The following is a 17,259-nucleotide window of genomic DNA, read 5'->3' as shown; positions in this document are numbered from 1 at the left end:
CCGTGACACGCACCCTCCGCCTCGTTTCCGGCTGGCATCGCCCGCTCGTCGTGTTCAGCGCCGTGCTGACCGGCCTCGCCGTGTTCAGCGCGGCCGGCATGCTCGTCGACGAGCGCACCCTCGACGGCGCCTCCGTCTGGCTCAAGCCGTTCAAGTTCGCCCTGTCGTTCATGGTCTACAGCCTGACGCTCGCCTGGCTGCTGCCGATGCTCGGCCGTACGCCCGAACTGGCCAGGAAGACCGGGACCGCGATCGTCGGGCTCACCACGGTCGGGGTCGGGCTCATCGTCGTGCAGGCCGCGCGGGGCAGGCACAGTCACTTCAACATCAGCACCCCCCAGGACGCCGCCGTCTTCGGCGTCATGGGCATGCTCGTCACGATGCTCGCGGTCGTCACCATGGTCGTCGCGGTGCTCGCGCTGCGTCAGCAGACCGGTGACCGGGTGACCACGGCCGGGCTGCGCTTCGGGCTGCTGGTCTGCCTGCTGGGCATGATGGTCGCCTACTACATGGTGGGCGGTACCGGGCGCGCCGAGGCCGCCGCCGCGGGAACCCTGGCCGCGGGCGCGCACAGCGTCGGCGTCCCCGACGGCGGCCCCGGCATGCCGATCCTCGGCTGGAGCACCACGGGAGGCGACATGCGCGTCCCCCACGCCATCGGCCTGCACGCGCTGCAGGTCATGCCGGTGCTCGCGTTCCTGCTCACCGCGCTCTCCCGCCGCCTGCCCGCGCTCGCCCCCGAGCGTGTACGGCTCGGCCTGGTGTGGACCGCCGGGCTCGGCTACGCCGGGCTCGTGGTGCTGCTGACCTGGCAGGCGCGCCGGGCCCAGCCGCTGATCCACCCCGACGCCCTCACCCTGACCGCCCTGGCCGCCCTGGCCGGCGCGGTCGTCGTGGCCGCGGGGCTGGTCGTGACGTTCGGACGCAGGCAACCTCTCGTGCGTGCGGCCGTGGGGAAGGGGCTGTCATGACGGTCGACACCCTCTTCACCATCACCTTCCCGCTGACCGTGCCGTTCTGGGCGTTGATGGTCTTCGCCCCGACCTGGTCGATCACCCACCGGATCATCTCCTCGCCGCTGATCATCCTGCCGCAGCTGGCGATCTACCTGACGCTGGCCATCCCGCGCTTCCCCGACCTGTGGGAGGTGGTCAGCAGGCCCGACCTGGACCTGATCACCGCCTTCTTCGGGCGAAGGGACGGCGCCGCCATCCTGTGGGCGCACGTCATCGCCTTCGACGTGTTCATCGCCCGCTGGATGTATCTCGACTCCAGGGAGCGCCGGGTCCACCCGCTGCTGATGGGACCGCTGCTGGTCTTCACGCTTCTGCTCTCCCCCATGGGACTGCTGATCTACCTGGCGATCCGCACCGTCGTGGGACCGCCGAGGAACACGCCGTCCACCGAACGCCTGGCGCCGGGGTGAGACCCCTTCCGCCGGGAAACACGAACGAGGCCCAGGTCAAGATGACCTGAGCCTCGTTCGTGTGTGGTGCGCCGCCAGGGACTCGAACCCCGATCCGATCGCCCGGTAGACATCTCATCCGGGCCCTCACTCCCAAGGTGACGGCCGCTAACGGGAGTCGCCCATCACCTGCCGAGAAGCTCCACCGTTCGATCTCCGGTTCAGCGACTTCAGGACACGTTTCCGCCCTCGGGCGCGTCACCGTGTGTTCTACCCCGGAGGACCAGGTCACGCAGCGCGACAGTCTCGAAGCCGCAGCTACTGATCACACGATCCACCTCGGCGGACGGCGCGAGATAGACACTCCGCGGTTTACCGATGAGGCCGGGAACAGAACCGATGTCCGCCGAGGCGAAGCGGGACTCGGGTGAGAACGATGCCGTAATGTTGTAGACCCGCCACGTTCGTCCAGGATCAGACAGAAGTACCAACTCAGGTGACCGCCACACGATCAGAGTCTGTTTCGTCCCGGCCCTTGCCAGAACCACAGCTGGTTTTCCTGACTTGCCGATCTCTGTGGCCAAGCGTGCCGCGACCAGGGTGGGATTGCTGAAACTCCCGGTGATCTCCCACACCCCGCCTTCTTCGGTGACTTCCCAGCCGGCCGCGTCGATCTCGGCTCTCATCTCGGCGAGAGGGTCGTCGGTGGCGGCCAGCTCGATGAGACGACGGAGGCTCCCGGCCGAGACCACGCGAGCGCGGGGCTGAACAGGCGGGAGAAGCATGTCTTCCGCCAGCTCAGGGTCCGCCTCGGCGATCAAGGGTTTGACGGTGGCCCAGACACGAGCGGCGAGAAGATCGTTCGGTCTCCCACCGGTGAGGAAGACGTCCTGACACAGCAGGGCCGCACAGGTGGCAATCACCGCACACAGCCGACCGCGGGATTCGACAGGCACGTTGTCACCATCGTGGGGTACGAGGGCCTGGGCGAGCCGACCGAGAGGTTCTCGCCAGGAGTCGTCCGAAAGACGCCACAAACCGGCGGCCAGCAGCTTGATGTAGATGCCGGCTATCAGCATGCGCGTCAGCAGCGGCGGAAGCTCGGCGTCCTTGCGGGTCACCGCATCGACCCAGCGCATAGCCCATTGCCGGTAGAGATGGCGATCCGCGGATTCCACCTCCCCCGGAGGGTCGGCACCCTCCTGGGGGTCGTCCTCCTCCTCTCCTTCATCTTTGACGCTTGAGACGTGATTCCAGAGGGACAGCCGTGAGGAGTCCGGCAGTCCAGAGGCTCCGAGCCCATATATCAACCTGGTGAACGAGGTTCCGAGGATCCTTCTGCATTCCTCCAGATGAGCGGTCCACCTGTCCTCGATCGAGGATCCGACGGCGACACCGTCACCGCTGCCCGCCGCCGACCGGACGCGGACACCCCGCGGCAGGACCTCCACCAGCTGGACGAGATCCGCGGTGAACCGCCGTGCGAGCACGGGGTCGGTGAAGAGTTCCTCGACGGTGTACTCCCGGCGAAGGCGGGGCTCCTGCTCTCCCACGACGCGGGGTGCGCACCGTGCCGGACTGACCGCGAAAACTGGTGGAGACTCCACCACACCGATGCCGACCCGGTGCATGACCGCACGGATAACCGAGCCCGGAGCCTCGGGCACCGTCAGTAACAGAGCCACCTCCCCAGCCGGTATGACGCCGACTGCCCGCCACGACTGGGGGGAGCCGTCCGGCGAACTGTCGATTCTGACATCCACCGATTGCGGCCTCGCCAGCGTCACTTCCAGTCCGTTGCTGTGCACCAACGCGCCAAGCAACACCAGGGACGGCGATGACCGTGACGGCCTGATCGTGGAGCGGCCCGTCATAGTCTCACGGCTCGCGGACTCCCCCGAGGGCATCAGGTCTTTGGAAAGAGGCGAGAGTACGGCCAGCTCGCAGTTGCCGCCCTCAGCGGTCGAGCGCATCAGGGCGCCACGGCTGAGGTTGGGGCTGCCCACGAGCCCGAGCCGCCTGTCCCCGACACGCCATTGGATCAGCTTGCCGTGCCGCAGATGGGTCTCGGGCAACAGGCGTAACCGGACCGCGTGACCGGCGAGGGCGTTGAGCAGAGCGCTGCCGTCATAGCTGGTCCATCGGGGCTGCACTGCGAGGATCGTCTCCCGAGGTTCGAAACGCTCGATCAGACGCCTGACAGCCTCCCCCGTAGGGTCGATGAAGGGGGCGTACAAGCACAGTTCGTCCACAGGCCCCCGGGGAAGCTGATCGAAGAACGCCAGATCAAGGTTGTCCAGAAGTCTGACCTCTGTCATACCGTCTGTGATCGGGCGACCGGTGAGGTCCGTGGCGATGTGCCACAGAAGCTCGGCGCACCACGGCGCCATCTTCACCTCGGGCGTGGTGGCCAGCCGGTAAAGCCACTCCCCGGCCTGAGCGATCGCAGGGTGTACGCCACCGTCATCGGAGGCGACGACGGTCCACAGCTCGTCGTTCGCCCCCCATCCGGACAGGGTGGGGTTACCGGAGCCGACGGCCATCCACACGTCTTCCTCGCCGATGAGCAGAGCGAGCTTCGGGTGGAACGCCCCGGTGCAGGAGACCAGGCTGTGCAGGTAGGAACTGCCCGCCAGGCGAACGTCTATCGGGTCGTACATCCCCTGGCCCGCGTCGCCCAGAACTGTGATCCGTGCGCCCAGCACACGGGCGGTGGAGACGACGACCTGCTCAAGAAAGGGCAGATCGACGGTGAAACCGAACAACACCAGCTCACGCAGGGACGCCTGGTCGGCACGGTCGCGCCAGTCGTTGACCAGCGATAGGGGGGAGGCGAAACGCCAGCTCGACGTCTCCTCGGTCATACCAGCTCCAGCGCGGTGCGGGCCTCGGAGGTGACGGTCCATCCACCCCCAATGGTGTCGAAAAGGCTCAACTGCAGAGAGAAGTCGCCGAGTTGCTGAACGCGCAGGCCGATGTCACCGTCGCCTTCGTTGCTCGTTTTGAAGAAGCGGTCGTTGCGCTCGTGGACACGGGAGAACAGCAGCAGCCTGCCGGTCACCGGGTCACGGCGCATCTTTGCCCGTGCGATCCGGGCTGCTTGGGCGAGCATGTCATCCACCAACCGAGCGCCCAGGTCCTTAAAGGAGCGGGCACGGTAATCCTCCGCCAGGAAACGCACCCATGTTGGATCAAGGATCTCGCCCATTCCACGTCGTCTGGGGCCGAGAAACGTCTTCTGAGCTATGCCCGTCAACTCCTGCGCTCGCAGCGCGCCTGCCAGGAGCAGTTTGACGTTGGTGAGCGGCTCGCGCCGGTCCCCTGCCGCCAGCAGCTGACGTTCCCGGGGCAGCGGGTGTCCTGAGCTGTCCTGCAGGGGACCCAGCTCATCCAGAACGACGCCGACGGGCGTGTCATCGAGCTGGTCAGCCAGCCACGCGCGCAGTTCATCCCGGGTTCGATCCGCGTCGCCGTCCTCTCCTCCTATCGAGGCGACCAGAGCAGCCCACAGGCGCCGCCAGGCGCCGATCGAGTAATGACGCAGGAGGACGCCACGCCATCCCTGGCTCTGTTCGATCGACGACAGCACTGGATCCACGTCGATCTGGTCGCCGAACGCCACGGCCGAGCGCAACACCTCCTCGAAGGAACCGCCTTCCGCGCCGTAGAGTTCAACGGCTCGGGCGAGAACACGAAGGCTGGCCCGTCGAATCAGGTCATCGGGTTCCCACTCGGCGGGATCGTGCCTTCCCGCCCGTGAGGCGGTGAATAGATCAACCATCCACGGCGCCTCGGGCCTTCGTTCCGACTGCAGGGTCACGTCCTTGAGAGCCGCCAGTTCCTCGGAAGACACCGAATCGGCCTCGGCCAGGGAGAAGACCGGTTGGAACAGCAGCCGCACGTCGTGAGGGCAGGAGTGTCGTCCGGGCCGCAGTGCCCCCTCGTCAAGCGTTGTGGTGCCAAGGACCGCGCTAGGTCCCCCGTACTGTTCCCAGAAGCCTCGGGAACGTGGTGAATACGAGTCCTTGCCCTCGGCCGCGGCCCGGGCGAGATCCAGCCGATCCCCGTAGAAGGCACGAACGCGGTCGATACCGTGAGCGGGGCCGGGGGGCGTCTCCGCCGGTACCTCGTGATGGGCTGCCGCGAAGACCACCTCACCACACCGCAATAGCCGCCGACACCCCTCGTCATCCAGGTTCTTCTCAGCGCAGTGAGCCGCCAGCGCGGCGTAGAAGGCGTAGTAGCGGATGTAGCGCGTCAGTGTCGACACCCCGGGCACGAGCGCTTCGACAGCCCGTAGTACCGGCGCCTCAACCGACAGCGGATAGCGACCGGCCCGCTGGTTGAGCCCCCTGATGGCCCAGTCCGGTCCGAGCGTGCTGTGCATGGCGTCATCACAACACAATCAGCAGTTTTCAATCCTCCAGATCCGAAAACAATGCTGATCAGTTGCTCTGGTGCCGTAGTCGTCCATCCAGAAACCGACCGGTCCTGAGCCGCCCAAGCGAGGCACAGAGGTGCGTTCCGGACATGAGGCACGCGTGATGCCAAAATCAAAAGCCTCAGATCAGTGTCACTGATCTGAGGCCTTGTGCGGTGCGCCGCCAGGGACTCGAACCCCGGACCCGCTGATTAAGAGTCAGCTGCTCTAACCAACTGAGCTAGCGGCGCCTGCGACGGAGGTAACTCTAGCAGTCCTCCGCACGGCGGCGCACATCGGCTACATCCGGAGAAGACAGACGAGGACCGGGCGGCCCCCCAACCGCCCGGCCCTCGCCTGGAAAGAGGTCCCGGGGCCGAATGGTCCCCCAACCATCCAGCCCCGGCCTCATCGCGGGCCCGCCTTCGCCTCCCCCAAGACTCCGGCGGCTCCGCTCTAGGACGCGATCCCCCTCGCGTCCGTTTCCGGTGAAAAGTCTCCTGCTGCAGCTCCCCCGGGCTTCGCAGAACCCCTTGACCTGCTTCAACAGTACAGAAGCGAACGTAACGAGCACGTCATCCGAGGGTTGATTTTGGGCCTACACCCGGAGATGACCCGGTATCACCGGACGTCCTCCTCAGGGAGGAGCCTCACTCGGGCAGTTCGAGCCTGACCTCGGTCTGCTCCCTCAGCGCCCGGCTCACCGTGCAGTATCGCTCCTCGACCCGCTTGGCCACGGCACGGAAGACCTCGTCGGCCGCGTCGTCCCCCTCGGGGAGCTCGACGTCGTAGGTGACGGTGATCGGGCCGAGCAGCGTCGGCTCGACCTTCTCCGCCTGGACGGTCATCGCCAGGCGCACGAGCCGGTGCCCGCGCTTGGCGGTGAGGGGCTCGACGGTGACGATGTTGCAGCCGCCGAGCGCGGCGAGCAGCAACTCGACCGGGGTGAAGACCCCCTGCTCGTCGCCGCCGCCCATGACGACCTCGGCCCCGCGGTCGTTGCGGGCCACGAAGCCGTTCTCGGTCCGTTCGACGTTCACCCGAGCCATGACGCTCCTCCCCGTGTTCCCCGGCCAACCCTACCCAGGCGGCCGGTACGGCGGGTGCCCGGCACGAGCGGGCGTCTCAGGCGTCGGGGTGCTGCGACAGGTACTCGATGTAGAAGGGACGGAGCGCGTCGCCGAGCTCCCCCTCACCGGACGCCATGGCGTCGCTGAGCAGCGCCGAGACCCGGCTCAGATCATTGGCCGTCTCGTCCTCGTTCCCGGTTGACGCCTCCGCGGCGGGAATCACCTTGAGCAGTTCCCACAGGAAGGCGAAGTCTCCGTGGTGCACGGCGTAGCGGACCGCCCGATCATGCAGTTCCTGGGCCGACAGCGCCTCAAGCTGGTCCGTCTCCAACTTCCTCACCCCCTCACGCGCCCTTCTGCCCCCAGATCGCGTCGATCATTCATGTTCTGCCCGCGTACGGCATCGCCCATGCATGTGCGCCACCACGCCGCGACGGTGTGACCCCGAATCCGTGACCGAACAGCCGCGCCGACGCGTCCCAGACTGTTTAGTGTCCAGGTATGCCCGTCCGACCCCCATGCGAGGATGCCCGAACGTGAGAATCATCATCAAGATCCTGGTTGTGGCGGCCGCCCTGTGGGCGGCGACACAGCTCGTGAGCGGCATCACGGTGTCCGCGACGTCCACCAGCAGTCAGATCGTCACCCTGATCGCGGTCGCCCTGGTCTTCGGTGTCGTCAACGCGGTACTCAAGCCGATCATCAAGGTCCTCGGCTGCGCCTTCTACGTGCTCACGCTGGGCCTGTTCGCCCTGGTGGTGAACGCCGGCCTGCTGCTGCTCACGAGCTGGATCGCCGAGCAGCTCCGCCTGTCGTTCCACGTGGAGGGCTTCGGCGCCGCCTTCTGGGGCGCGATCATCGTCGGTCTGGTGAGCTGGCTGCTCGACCTGGTCCTCGGCGACTGACGACCCGCGCCGGAAGGCCGCGACCAGGCCGGGGGAACGGCGGACGGCCGTTCCCCCGCTGGGAACGACCCGGGTAACGCACCATGACGTGACTCCTCCGCTCCCTGCGGGCCGCTCGACCGTGCCCGCGGCCGAACGGGTCATGTTCGCGATCCGCAGATCCTCGTGCACGGTCACGTCATAGGCGCGGACCAGGGCGAGCGCGGCCTTGTGCCCGTGGTCAAGACGCTGACGGCGGACCTTGCCGTGCAGGGCGGCGACCCGTGCCGCGGCCTTACGGCGCCGCCGCGAGCCGCGCTTCTTATGGGCCAGGGCCCGCTGCGCCGCTGCGAGACGATCAGCGGTCACAGCGAAATAGCGCGGGTTGGCGACGTGCTCACCGCCGGAGGTGGTCACCAGCGAGGCGACCCCCATGTCGATACCCGCCACCGCGCCCGTGGCGGGAAGTGGTTCGGCGGGCACGTCGTCGCACGACAGGATCACGTACCAGCGGGAGCCCTCCCGCTTGACGCCGATCGTCTTCACTCGGCCCTTGACCGGCCGGTGCCGGTGCGCCCGGATGTGCTTCAGGTCGGCCGACTGCTCGCCGTAGCGGATCGTGACGCCCGCCTTGCGGTAAGCCGTGCGGCGGCGCTCCAACGCGGCGTTGTACAGGACCCGGTGATCGTCCAGGCACGCCGCCAGCGCGATCTCCTGGTGACGGGTAGGGCGCCACAGGAACGTGAACGATCTGCGCACACCCCACCCACCTCACGTTCGGCAACGACACTGTCACGGTATCGGCCGGCACCGACAAAACCAGGAAGGACATCCGCGATGCGCGGACCAGGCGGGTCAATGCACGCTCGGGTCTCGGCGGCCCTCCCGCTCCCGATTCTCCCGTCACCTAAAGGCGACCGTCCCCTCGAAAGAATCTGATGGGGCGCCCACAATGGACGCGGCCCCGTTGAACCGACGTCCTCCGCCCTACGTACCAGATAGGGATGACGGAGTTGACTAACAGTGTCACCCTTTAACAAGTCATGTCGGTTAAATCTTCATAGCACAGTGATAGGGCCGTTCTGAGAGAGCCGCTCCTTGTGTCCTAACCGTTACGTTGACGGCGCACCCCCCGACACGAGGAGAGATCACATGCTCCGCAGAAATGCCGTGGCAGTGGGCGTCACGCTCGCCGCCGCGTTGGTAGCGACCCCCGCCCTCGCCTCCGTAACCACCGGCGCAGCCTCCGCCGATCCCCTTTATGTTCAGGCGAAGGCCCAGGCCGCCGCCGTCGTCAAGCCCGCGCCCGAACTGGTCTCCGCGCTCACCCGCGACCTCGGCATCACCGGTGAGCAGGCCTCGACCCGCCTGGTCAACGAGAGCGCGGCCTCCAAGGTCGAGCCCGTCGTCGCCAAGCAGCTCGGCGTCGCCTACGGCGGCACCTGGGTCACCGGCCCGACCTCCGACCTTGTGGTCGCCACCAGCGACTCCAAGCAGCTGACCGCCATCCTCAAGACCGGCGCCCAGGCCAAGCTGGTCAAGCACTCGCTGGCCGCGCTCACCGCGGCCCAGGAGGGCCTCAACCGGCAGGCCAAGGAGTCCTCCCCCTCCTCGGTGAACGCCTGGTACCTCGACGTCCGCAACAACTCGGTGGTCGTGCTGGCCTCCGACGTCGCCGCGGGCCAGTCCTTCGTCGCGGCCAGCGGCGTGGACAAGGCGCTGGTCAAGGTCGAGCAGTCGAGCGAGAAGGCCAGGACGTTCTACGACCTGCGCGGCGGCGACGCCTACTACATCGGCAGCGGCAGCCGCTGTTCGATCGGCTTCTCCGCCACCCGTGGCGGCCAGAGCGGCTTCGTCTCCGCGGGTCACTGCGGCAGCACCGGCAGCTCCACCAGCGGCTCCAACCGGGTCGCGCAGGGCACCTTCCAGAACTCCGTCTTCCCGGGCAGCGACTACTCCTGGATCGCCACCAACTCCAACTGGACCCCGCGTGGCGTCGTGGTCCAGAACGGTGCCACGATCCCGGTGAACGGCTCGACCGTCGCCCAGGTCGGTTCCTCGGTCTGCCGTTCCGGCTCGACCACCGGCTGGCACTGCGGCACCGTCCAGCAGCTCAACAGCAGTGTCGCCTACCAGGAGGGCACCGTCTACGAGGTGACCCGGACCAGCGTCTGCGCCGAGCCCGGCGACTCCGGTGGTTCGTTCATCTCCGGCGACCAGGCCCAGGGCGTCACCTCCGGCGGAACGGGTAACTGCTCCTCCGGCGGCACGACCTACTTCCAGCCGGTCGGCGAGATCCTGCAGGCGAACGGCCTCACCCTGGTCACCAGCAACGGCGGCCCGAACCCGACGCCGACCTCGACCTCGACCCAGAACCCCGGTGGCACCTGGGCCGCCGGCACCGCCTACAGCGCGGGCGCGACCGTGACCTACGGCGGCTCGACCTACCGTTGCCTCCAGGGCCACACCGCGATGCCCGGCTGGGAGCCGCCGAACGTCCCGGCCCTCTGGCAGCGCGTCTGACACCGGGCCATCCCGGGTCCCCTCGACGGCGCCTGCCCGCGTGAGGACCCACGGACCGGCCAATGAGCGGACGGCCTCCCGACAGGGCCGTCCGCTCGGCAGGAAGGTCCGGCACCGAACCACGGTGCCGGGCCTTTCGCGTGTCGGACGCCGCGTTCAGAAGGCGCCGGGCGCGGCCGTCCCCCTGCCGACCGAGCCGCGCTCGCGCAGCTCGGGGGCCTGGACGATACGCCGGCGGCGGGTGTTGCCGTCGGCCGCGGCCACCACCGTGCGCACGGCGGCGCGGATGATGCCGTCGATGTCCCAGTCGACCGTGGTGAGCCCCGGGGTGAGCAGCCCCGACATCGGGTGGTCGTCGTAGCCCATCACCGACACGTCGGCGGGGATGCGCAGCCCCCGTTCCGTCGAGGCGGCGTAGACGCCGTAGGCGATCGAGTCCGCGAAGCAGAAGAACGCCCGGTGCCCGTCCGCGAGCATCGCGTCGGCCACCCCGGTCGCCGCGGTGAGCGCCTGCGGCGCGGTGACCACCTCGATGTCCAGGCCCAGCCGTCCCGCCTCCGCGAGCACGTGCACGTCCGCCGGGCGGTCCGGGGTGCTCGCCCTGGTCGGGGTGAGTACGGCGATGCGCCCGTGTCCCCGGTCCCGCATGTGTTCGAGCGCCAGCGTGACCCCCGCCCGGTTGTCGAAGACGACCTCCCCGGCGGTCCGCGCGCCCGCCAGGCCGTCGCCGATCGAGACGACCGGCAGGCTCTCACACAGTTCCGGCCACACCTCGGCCGCCGGGTCGACCGGCTGCACGATCAGGGCGTCCACCCGCTGGTCGCGCAGCTGCCTGGCCAGGGTCCGTTCCCGGTAGGGATCGCCCGCGGCGTCCAGGATCAGCGCGTACCGGTCGTTGTCCTTCAGCGACCTGCCGATGCCGACCGCCAGGGCCTGCTGCCAGAGGTCCTCAAGCGAGCCGCAGAGCAGTCCGATCGTCCCTGTCCTGCCGCTGGCCAGCGCGCGGGCGATCGGATCGGCCTCGTAGCCGAGTTCGGCGGCCACGCGCCGGACCCGCTCGATGGTCTCCTCCGACACCTGCAGGCCGCGCAGGGCGTAGGAGACCGACGCCGGGGAGAGACCGGTGGCCTTCGCCACCTCACGTATAGTCGCTCGTTTCCGTGGCTGGGGCACTTGTCCACCCTATGCCGGAACCCCCGTCTGAACAGGGGTATGCCGTACATCCGGATGGTTCGGGGCATCGCCCCTCATAAGGTGAACCGATTCACTGAATCGGTTCACTGAACCGTGTCACCCGGAGACGTAGTAAGGTCAGAGCTGTTACCTATATTCTAGGTAGGGAATACCACGAAAGGAAGGGGAGAAAAATGGCCGTCGACGTGCACCAGCACCTGTGGGCGCCCGCGTTCGTGGACGCGCTGCGCCGCCGTACGGCTCCTCCCCGCCTGGACGGCTGGACCCTGCACCTGGACGGCGAGCCCCCCTACGAGGTCGACCCGGCCGACCACGACCTCGCCGTACGGCTGGCGCGCAACGAGGACCTGGAGCTGGCGCTGGTCTCACTGTCCAGCCCGCTCGGCATCGAGACGCTGCCGCCCGAGGAGGCCTGGCCCCTCATCGACGCCTACCACGAGGACGCCCTGGCGCTGCCCGCCCCCTTCGGCGCGTGGGCGGCGGCCTGCCTCTCCGACGTCGACCCGGCCAGGCTCGCCAAGGCCCTCGACCAGGGGCTCGCCGGGCTCCAGCTGCCCGCGACGGCCATCGGCGACGAGGCGGGGCTGGCCGGGGTCGCGCCCCTGCTCGACGTGCTCGCCGAACGCGACCTGCCGCTCTTCGTGCACCCCGGCCCCGCCGGGACGCCCACCGGCCCCGGCTGGTGGCCCGCCGTCGTGCCGTACGTCCAGCAGATGCACGCCTCCTGGTACGCCTTCGCCGCCTTCGGCCGTGCCCGCCACCCCGACCTGCGGGTCTGCTTCGCCCTGCTGGCCGGGCTCGCGCCGCTGCACTCCGAGCGCCTGATCAGCCGGGGCGGCCAGAGCCGGGGCCAGGTGGACCCCGGCGCCTTCCTTGAGACCTCCTCCTACGGTCCCCGGGCCATCGACGCCGTCATCCGCGAACTCGGCATCGACGTCGTGGTCAACGGCTCCGACCAGCCGTACGCGACCGCACCCGACCCCGCGCTCGGCGAGGCCGCCGGGCACGCCATCGCGGTCACCAACCCCAGCCGTCTGTTGAACCGAAAGGAGTCGCGCAAGTGAACGTGAATCAGTCCCAGGGCAGCGGGCGCTGCCGTCTCCTGGGAGGCATCCGATGAGCTTCGACGCCCTGCCGGAGCGCGCCCTCGACCGGCGTGAGCTCCGCGACCTGGTCGACGCGCTGGCGGCGGACCCGTCACGCTGGGAGGACCAGGTGGCCTTCCCCGAGGAGGGGGGCCGCCACTACGCCTCCCTCTACCGGGACGCCTACGTGGACGTCTGGCTGCTGTGCTGGCGCCCCGAGGACGACACCGGCTGGCACGACCACGACATCTCCTCCGGCGCGGTCCGCGTGGTGACCGGCACGCTGCTTGAGTGCAATCCCCGTATCGGCGGCGAGCACCTGGAGACGGTGGTCTCGGCGGGTGAGTCGTTCTCCTTCGGGCCCGACCACATCCACCGGCTGACCGGGGCCGTGAACGGCAGCGTCTCGATCCACGCCTACTCGCCGCCGCTGTGGCGCCTGGGCCAGTACTCGATCAGCGACACCGGGGTGATGCGCCGTGTCTCGGTGAGCTACGCCGACGAGCTGCGCCCGATGGACGACCTCGTGGAGAACGGCGAGGTCGCCGTCGCGTAGGAGGCGCCGGGATCACTCCAGGATCGCTCCAGGACCACCGCCGGTCACCCAAGGGGCGGGTGGCCGGCGGTTCCCGTTCTCACCGGACCCGGTCCCTGACCGCCCTGGCCACGCCGGGGTCGTCGGAGAAGACGCCGTCGAGCCCGAGCCGGTAGAGCCGCTCAAGCCACCCGGCCACGTCACCCGTCGCGCGCGGGTAGACGGGACTGGCCGGGTTTCCCGCCCGGAAGTCCACCGGGAGCTGGGAGTTCTCCGGCCTGACCGTCCAGGCGTGCACCTGCAGCCCGGCCCGGTGCGCGTCCTGGACGAGCGTCGTGGGCTGCCGGGTTCGCCCCTCCGCGTCGAGGGGGACGACCCGCCGGGTGTCCACGCCGACGCCGTCCGCGTAGCCCGCCACCTCCCGCAGCCCCGCCGGGGTGAGCATGGTGTCGTAGGTGCGCGGGTCCCCCGCCGCCGTCCAGTCGTACGGCGCACCGGTGGCGTTGACCAGCTGGACCAGCCGCAGCCTGGTCCGTCCGCGCAGCTCCCGCAGGTTCGCGGTCTCGAACGACTGGACGAACACCGGGTCACGCCGCCCGCGCCAGCCGTACCGGCCGAGCACCTCGAGCAGCGGCTCCTCAAGCGACAGGCCGATGGAGTCGAAGTAGGTGGGGTGCTTGGTCTCCGGGTAGACCCCGACGCCGCTGCGGCGCGCCAGCCGTACGACCTCCTCGAAGGTCGGGATCTCGGCGAGCCCGTCGAAGGCGGTGTTCTCCGGGCGCAGGTCGGGGATGCGCTCCTTGGCCCTGAGCGTCTTCAGCTCGGCCAGGGTGAAGTCCTCGGTGAACCATCCCGTGACGACCCGCCCGTCGACGGTCTTGGTCGTACGGCGTCCGGCGAACTCGGGATGGCTCTCCACGTCGGTGGTCCCGGAGATCTCGTTCTCGTGCCTGGCGACCAGCACGTGGTCCTTGGTGGAGACCAGGTCGGGCTCGATGTAGTCGGCGCCGAGCGCGATCGCGGTCTCGTAGGAGAGCAGGGTGTGCTCCGGCCGGTGGGCGCTGGCGCCGCGGTGGCCGATGACGACGGGATTCCGGTCCCGGTGTTCCGCCGCCGCGGGCCTGGGCTGCTGCAGCAGGGCCACGGCGGTACCGGTGACGAGGACGGCCAGCGTGGCGGCCGAGAGCCTGCGGATCATGATCTGAACGGTAGGACGGAAAGGTGGCCGCCGGGTGCCGGGGACACGACCGGGACCACACGCACAGGTGTCCGCACGGGACTCCGGCCGATGGCCGAGACGTGGTCCGAGGCCGGTCGACGGCTGTTCGATCGACCGCCTTCTCCCTTGTCCGAGAGCAGGCGAGGCGCTGTTCTGCCGGGGGGGGCGTGACCCGTCCACTCCCCGATCACCCGAATGGACGGACCATGTCCCCGCGCGAGGCGGCGCCGGTGCCCCCATAGCCCTGTCCGCCGCCTTGAGGGACGCCCGCGCGGGTCCCGTACCCCCGGCGCCCAGAAGAACCCGGAAGACGGCCCTCGGCGCTCAGGAGGCGTGCGGTCCGTACGGCCCCTCCACAAGGATCACCCTGCTGCCGGGCAACCGGCCACGCGACGCCGCCGACACCTCAACCGTCACCGCGGCGGCCGCCCGCGCCTTTTGCGACTGAACGCGCCGGCGGCCGCTCGGTCACGTTCAGAAGGGGTAGCCCGCGATCTCGCCCTGCACCGTCACCCAGCGGGTCTCGGTGAACGCCTCGGCGTTGGCCCTGCCCCCGCCGAAGCGTGAGCCGGTGCCCGAGGCGCCCAGCCCGCCGAACGGCGCGACGGCCTCGTCGTCGACCGTCTGGTCGTTGATGTGGACGATCCCGGTGGGGATGAGGTCGGCCAGCGCCAGGCCCCGCATCGCGTCCCCGGTGAGGATGCCCAGGGACAGGCCGTACTCGCTGTCGGCGGCCAGCGCGGCGGCCTCCTCGGCCGTGGAGAACGGCACGACCGGCGCGACCGGGCCGAAGACCTCCTGGGCGTAGGCGGGGGCGCCCTCGGGAAGGTCGGCGAGGACCGTCGGCCGGTAGAACAGTCCCTCGTAGGTGCCTCCGGCCGCCAGCCTCGCTCCGGCCTCGACGCTACCGGTGACCAGGGCGTGGACCTTGTCGCGCTGCCCGGCGTCGATCAGCGGGCCGAGCGCGACCCGTCCGCCCGCCGGGTCGCCGACCGTCAGGCGCTCGGCCTTCTCCGCCAGTCGCGCGACGTACTCCTCCGCGATCGAGGAGTGCACGATGTGACGACCGGTCGTCATGCAGATCTGCCCCTGGTGCAGGAAGGAGCCCCACGCCGCCGCGGAGACGGCCCGGTCGAGGTCGGCGTCCTCAAGCACGATCAGCGCGGAGTTGCCGCCGAGTTCCAGGTGGGCGCGCTTGAGCAGCCGCCCGCACTCCTCGCCGATCCTGCGTCCTGCCGCGGTCGATCCGGTGAAGGAGATCACCGGTACCAGCGGGTGGCCGACCAGTGCCTGGCCCGCCTCGACGCCGCCGGGAAGCACGTGGAGCAGGCCCTTGGGCAGCCCCGCCTCCTCGAAGACGCGGGCGATCGAGAAGCCGCCGGAGACCGCGGTGCGCGGGTCCGGCTTGAGGATCACCGCGTTGCCCAGCGCGAGCGCGGGGGCGACCGAGCGGATGGCGAGGATCAGCGGGAAGTTGAACGGTGAGATCACTCCGACGACCCCGACGGGGACGCGGCGGGCCATGCTGAGCCGCTTCTTCGCGGTCGGCAGGATCTCTCCCAGCGGCTGGGAGGCCAGCGCGGCGGCCTCGTAGCACTCCTGGGCCGCGATGTGCGTCTCGACGCCCGTCTTCGGGCGGACGGACCCGGCCTCACGGACCAGCCAGTCCTGGATCTCCCGCTCGTGCTCCTCGAACAGCCGCCCGGCCCGCCGCAGCACCGCCGCCCGCTCCTCGAAGGAGGTGGCCGCCCACTCCCGCTGAGCCCGTACGGCCAGCGCGGCCGCCTCCGCCACGTCCTGCGCGTTCGCCATGCCGACCCGCCCCAGTTCGGCACCGGTCGCGGGTTCCACCACCGCGGCGTCTCCGCCGCGCGGGGTGGTCCAGCCGTCCCCGTAGACCAGTCCCGTCCATGTTTTTGCGTCCATCAGCGTCATGGGGTCGTCTCCCTGTCGTCGCGACATGGTGGTGGGCGGGATGTTCAAAAATGAACATTCGTCCGCAGAACGAACTTACACATACAGGACGCATGCTGACCACGGTCTTCTCTTCAATGGGGCATAGCACCTCATACGATGTGATTCGTGCGCACTCTCGTTCTGTGGGACATCGATCACACACTGCTCGCCGTCGGACCGTTGACCAGAACGATCTACGAGAACGCGTTCACCACCGTGACGGGCCGGGTCCTGGCCGCGCACGGACTGCCCTCCTTCGCCGGGAGGACCGACCGGGCCATCATCACCGCGACACTGCTGACACACGGCATCGAGACGTCGGAGCCGCTGCTCCAGCGCCTGTGCCACGAGTTCGCCACCGGCTTCGACGCACGCATCCACGAGATCCGCGAACACGGCCGTGTCCTGCCCGGCGCCAGGGAGGCGCTCAAGGCCCTGGCCTGCCGTACCGACGTGGTGCAGTCGGTGCTCACCGGGAACATGCGGCCCATCGCGGTCAGCAAGCTCGCGGCGTTCTCCCTGGACGAGTACGTGGACTTCGAGGTCGGCGCCTACGGCCTCGACCACGGCGACCGCCCGCCCCTGGTACGGCTCGCGCAACTACGGGCGGCCGAGAAGTACGGCGAGCGGTTCGACGAGCACAGCACCGTCCTGGTCGGCGACACCCCGCACGACGTCCTGGCCGGGCACCACGGCGGCGCCAGGGTCGTTGCGGTCGCCACGGGGGCGAGCGACGAGGCCGCGCTGCGCGAGGTGGGAGCCGAACTGGTCCTCACCGACCTGTCCGACACCCCGGCCGTGATCGCCTCCATCCTCGGCACCGCCTCAGCGTGACCCGAGCAGGGCGGCCCGCGCCACGTCGTGACCGGGGAACGCCCGGCCGGGGACCCGGATCAGTACATGGTCGAGACGCTCGGCCCTGCCGATAAGGATCTCCAGGCAATCCATGCCGACATCCTTCCTGAACC

Annotated in this window: 15 protein-coding genes, 1 tRNA gene and 2 pseudogenes; 7 read left to right on the top strand and 11 right to left on the bottom strand. The window is 69.3% G+C overall.

Features of this window, described 5'->3' with window-relative positions; genetic code table 11:
- Positions 1–2 precede the first annotated feature (2 nt).
- The gene (locus ABT340_RS10060) at positions 3–971 is read left to right on the top strand and encodes a hypothetical protein (protein ID WP_352010342.1); all 969 of its coding nucleotides are present in this window, start codon (positions 3–5) and stop codon (positions 969–971) included.
- On the top strand, positions 968–1,426 hold the full coding sequence (locus tag ABT340_RS10055) for an ABA4-like family protein (protein WP_352010341.1): 459 nt from the start codon (positions 968–970) through the stop codon (positions 1,424–1,426). The genes ABT340_RS10060 and ABT340_RS10055 overlap by 4 nt, the downstream gene beginning before the upstream one ends.
- Before the next feature lie 64 nt (positions 1,427–1,490).
- Here the strand turns inward: ABT340_RS10055 and ABT340_RS10050 are convergent.
- The 6 genes and pseudogenes from ABT340_RS10050 to ABT340_RS10025 form a co-directional block, all read right to left on the bottom strand.
- A pseudogene (locus tag ABT340_RS10050) lies at positions 1,491–1,574 on the bottom strand.
- A 61-nt stretch (positions 1,575–1,635) separates the two neighbouring features.
- Positions 1,636–4,269 carry a hypothetical protein gene (locus tag ABT340_RS10045; RefSeq protein WP_352010340.1) on the bottom strand — a complete coding sequence of 878 codons (2,634 nt, stop codon included), beginning with the start codon at positions 4,267–4,269 and terminating at the stop codon, positions 1,636–1,638.
- Positions 4,266–5,792: a hypothetical protein gene (locus ABT340_RS10040; RefSeq protein WP_352010339.1), complete on the bottom strand. Its 1,527-nt coding sequence runs from the start codon at positions 5,790–5,792 to the stop codon at positions 4,266–4,268. Before ABT340_RS10040 ends, ABT340_RS10045 begins: the two co-directional genes overlap by 4 nt.
- A gap of 210 nt (positions 5,793–6,002) precedes the next feature.
- Positions 6,003–6,076, bottom strand: a tRNA-Lys gene (locus ABT340_RS10035).
- A 399-nt stretch (positions 6,077–6,475) separates the two neighbouring features.
- Positions 6,476–6,874 (bottom strand): OsmC family protein, encoded by a 399-nt coding sequence (locus tag ABT340_RS10030; RefSeq protein WP_352010338.1) that lies wholly within the window; start codon positions 6,872–6,874, stop codon positions 6,476–6,478.
- A 76-nt stretch (positions 6,875–6,950) separates the two neighbouring features.
- Positions 6,951–7,235 (bottom strand): hypothetical protein, encoded by a 285-nt coding sequence (locus ABT340_RS10025; RefSeq protein ID WP_352010337.1) that lies wholly within the window; start codon positions 7,233–7,235, stop codon positions 6,951–6,953.
- A gap of 196 nt (positions 7,236–7,431) precedes the next feature.
- Between ABT340_RS10025 and ABT340_RS10020 the strand changes: the two genes are divergently transcribed.
- Positions 7,432–7,800 carry a phage holin family protein gene (locus ABT340_RS10020; protein ID WP_352010336.1) on the top strand — a complete coding sequence of 123 codons (369 nt, stop codon included), beginning with the start codon at positions 7,432–7,434 and terminating at the stop codon, positions 7,798–7,800.
- A gap of 141 nt (positions 7,801–7,941) precedes the next feature.
- Here ABT340_RS10020 and ABT340_RS10015 read toward each other — a convergent pair.
- Positions 7,942–8,538: pseudogene (locus ABT340_RS10015) on the bottom strand (RNA-guided endonuclease InsQ/TnpB family protein); the annotation flags it as partial.
- A 393-nt stretch (positions 8,539–8,931) separates the two neighbouring features.
- On the opposite strand from ABT340_RS10015, the gene ABT340_RS10010 reads away from it, so the two are divergent.
- Positions 8,932–10,302, top strand: coding sequence for a carbohydrate-binding protein (locus ABT340_RS10010; RefSeq protein ID WP_352010335.1), 1,371 nt, complete (start codon positions 8,932–8,934; stop codon positions 10,300–10,302).
- A gap of 156 nt (positions 10,303–10,458) precedes the next feature.
- On the opposite strand, the gene ABT340_RS10005 is transcribed toward ABT340_RS10010, so the two are convergent.
- Positions 10,459–11,439, bottom strand: coding sequence for a LacI family DNA-binding transcriptional regulator (locus tag ABT340_RS10005; protein WP_352010334.1), 981 nt, complete (start codon positions 11,437–11,439; stop codon positions 10,459–10,461).
- A 230-nt stretch (positions 11,440–11,669) separates the two neighbouring features.
- Between ABT340_RS10005 and ABT340_RS10000 the strand changes: the two genes are divergently transcribed.
- Together ABT340_RS10000 and ABT340_RS09995 are read left to right on the top strand one after the other, a co-directional pair.
- On the top strand, positions 11,670–12,560 hold the full coding sequence (locus ABT340_RS10000) for an amidohydrolase family protein (RefSeq protein WP_352010333.1): 891 nt from the start codon (positions 11,670–11,672) through the stop codon (positions 12,558–12,560).
- A gap of 52 nt (positions 12,561–12,612) precedes the next feature.
- A complete protein-coding gene (locus ABT340_RS09995; RefSeq protein ID WP_352010332.1) occupies positions 12,613–13,137 on the top strand; it encodes a cysteine dioxygenase in 525 nt (174 codons plus the stop codon).
- Positions 13,138–13,216: 79 nt separating this feature from the next.
- Here the strand turns inward: ABT340_RS09995 and ABT340_RS09990 are convergent, their stop codons facing one another.
- Both ABT340_RS09990 and ABT340_RS09985 read right to left on the bottom strand, forming a co-directional pair.
- Positions 13,217–14,314, bottom strand: a complete 1,098-nt coding sequence (locus tag ABT340_RS09990) for a glycerophosphodiester phosphodiesterase (RefSeq protein WP_352010331.1) — start codon at positions 14,312–14,314, stop codon at positions 13,217–13,219.
- A gap of 495 nt (positions 14,315–14,809) precedes the next feature.
- On the bottom strand, positions 14,810–16,270 hold the full coding sequence (locus ABT340_RS09985) for a benzaldehyde dehydrogenase (protein WP_352010330.1): 1,461 nt from the start codon (positions 16,268–16,270) through the stop codon (positions 14,810–14,812).
- 147 nt (positions 16,271–16,417) lie between these two features.
- Between ABT340_RS09985 and ABT340_RS09980 the strand changes: the two genes are divergently transcribed.
- Positions 16,418–17,125: an HAD family hydrolase gene (locus ABT340_RS09980; protein ID WP_352010329.1), complete on the top strand. Its 708-nt coding sequence runs from the start codon at positions 16,418–16,420 to the stop codon at positions 17,123–17,125.
- Here the strand turns inward: ABT340_RS09980 and ABT340_RS09975 are convergent.
- Positions 17,117–17,239 carry a hypothetical protein gene (locus ABT340_RS09975; RefSeq protein ID WP_352010328.1) on the bottom strand — a complete coding sequence of 41 codons (123 nt, stop codon included), beginning with the start codon at positions 17,237–17,239 and terminating at the stop codon, positions 17,117–17,119. The two genes, ABT340_RS09980 and ABT340_RS09975, sit on opposite strands and share 9 nt — an antisense overlap.
- Between the last annotated feature and the right edge of the window lie 20 nt (positions 17,240–17,259).

The organism is Streptosporangium sp. NPDC000239 (assembly GCF_040300765.1).
Lineage (GTDB): Bacteria > Actinomycetota > Actinomycetes > Streptosporangiales > Streptosporangiaceae > Streptosporangium.
This window is presented reverse-complemented; position numbering and strand designations above follow the sequence as displayed.

Bases quoted from the DNA above. Each gene is read 5' to 3' on its own strand.
- ABT340_RS10055 (WP_352010341.1), top strand. From the start codon at position 968: ATGACGGTCGACACCCTCTTCACCATCACCTTCCCGCTGACCGTGCCG.
- ABT340_RS10045 (WP_352010340.1), bottom strand. From the start codon at position 4,269: ATGACCGAGGAGACGTCGAGCTGGCGTTTCGCCTCCCCCCTATCGCTG.
- ABT340_RS10040 (WP_352010339.1), bottom strand. From the start codon at position 5,792: ATGCACAGCACGCTCGGACCGGACTGGGCCATCAGGGGGCTCAACCAG.
- ABT340_RS10030 (WP_352010338.1), bottom strand. From the start codon at position 6,874: ATGGCTCGGGTGAACGTCGAACGGACCGAGAACGGCTTCGTGGCCCGC.
- ABT340_RS10010 (WP_352010335.1), top strand. From the start codon at position 8,932: ATGCTCCGCAGAAATGCCGTGGCAGTGGGCGTCACGCTCGCCGCCGCG.
- ABT340_RS10000 (WP_352010333.1), top strand. From the start codon at position 11,670: ATGGCCGTCGACGTGCACCAGCACCTGTGGGCGCCCGCGTTCGTGGAC.
- ABT340_RS09995 (WP_352010332.1), top strand. From the start codon at position 12,613: ATGAGCTTCGACGCCCTGCCGGAGCGCGCCCTCGACCGGCGTGAGCTC.
- ABT340_RS09990 (WP_352010331.1), bottom strand. From the start codon at position 14,314: ATGATCCGCAGGCTCTCGGCCGCCACGCTGGCCGTCCTCGTCACCGGT.
- ABT340_RS09985 (WP_352010330.1), bottom strand. From the start codon at position 16,270: ATGACGCTGATGGACGCAAAAACATGGACGGGACTGGTCTACGGGGAC.
- ABT340_RS09975 (WP_352010328.1), bottom strand. From the start codon at position 17,239: ATGGATTGCCTGGAGATCCTTATCGGCAGGGCCGAGCGTCTCGACCAT.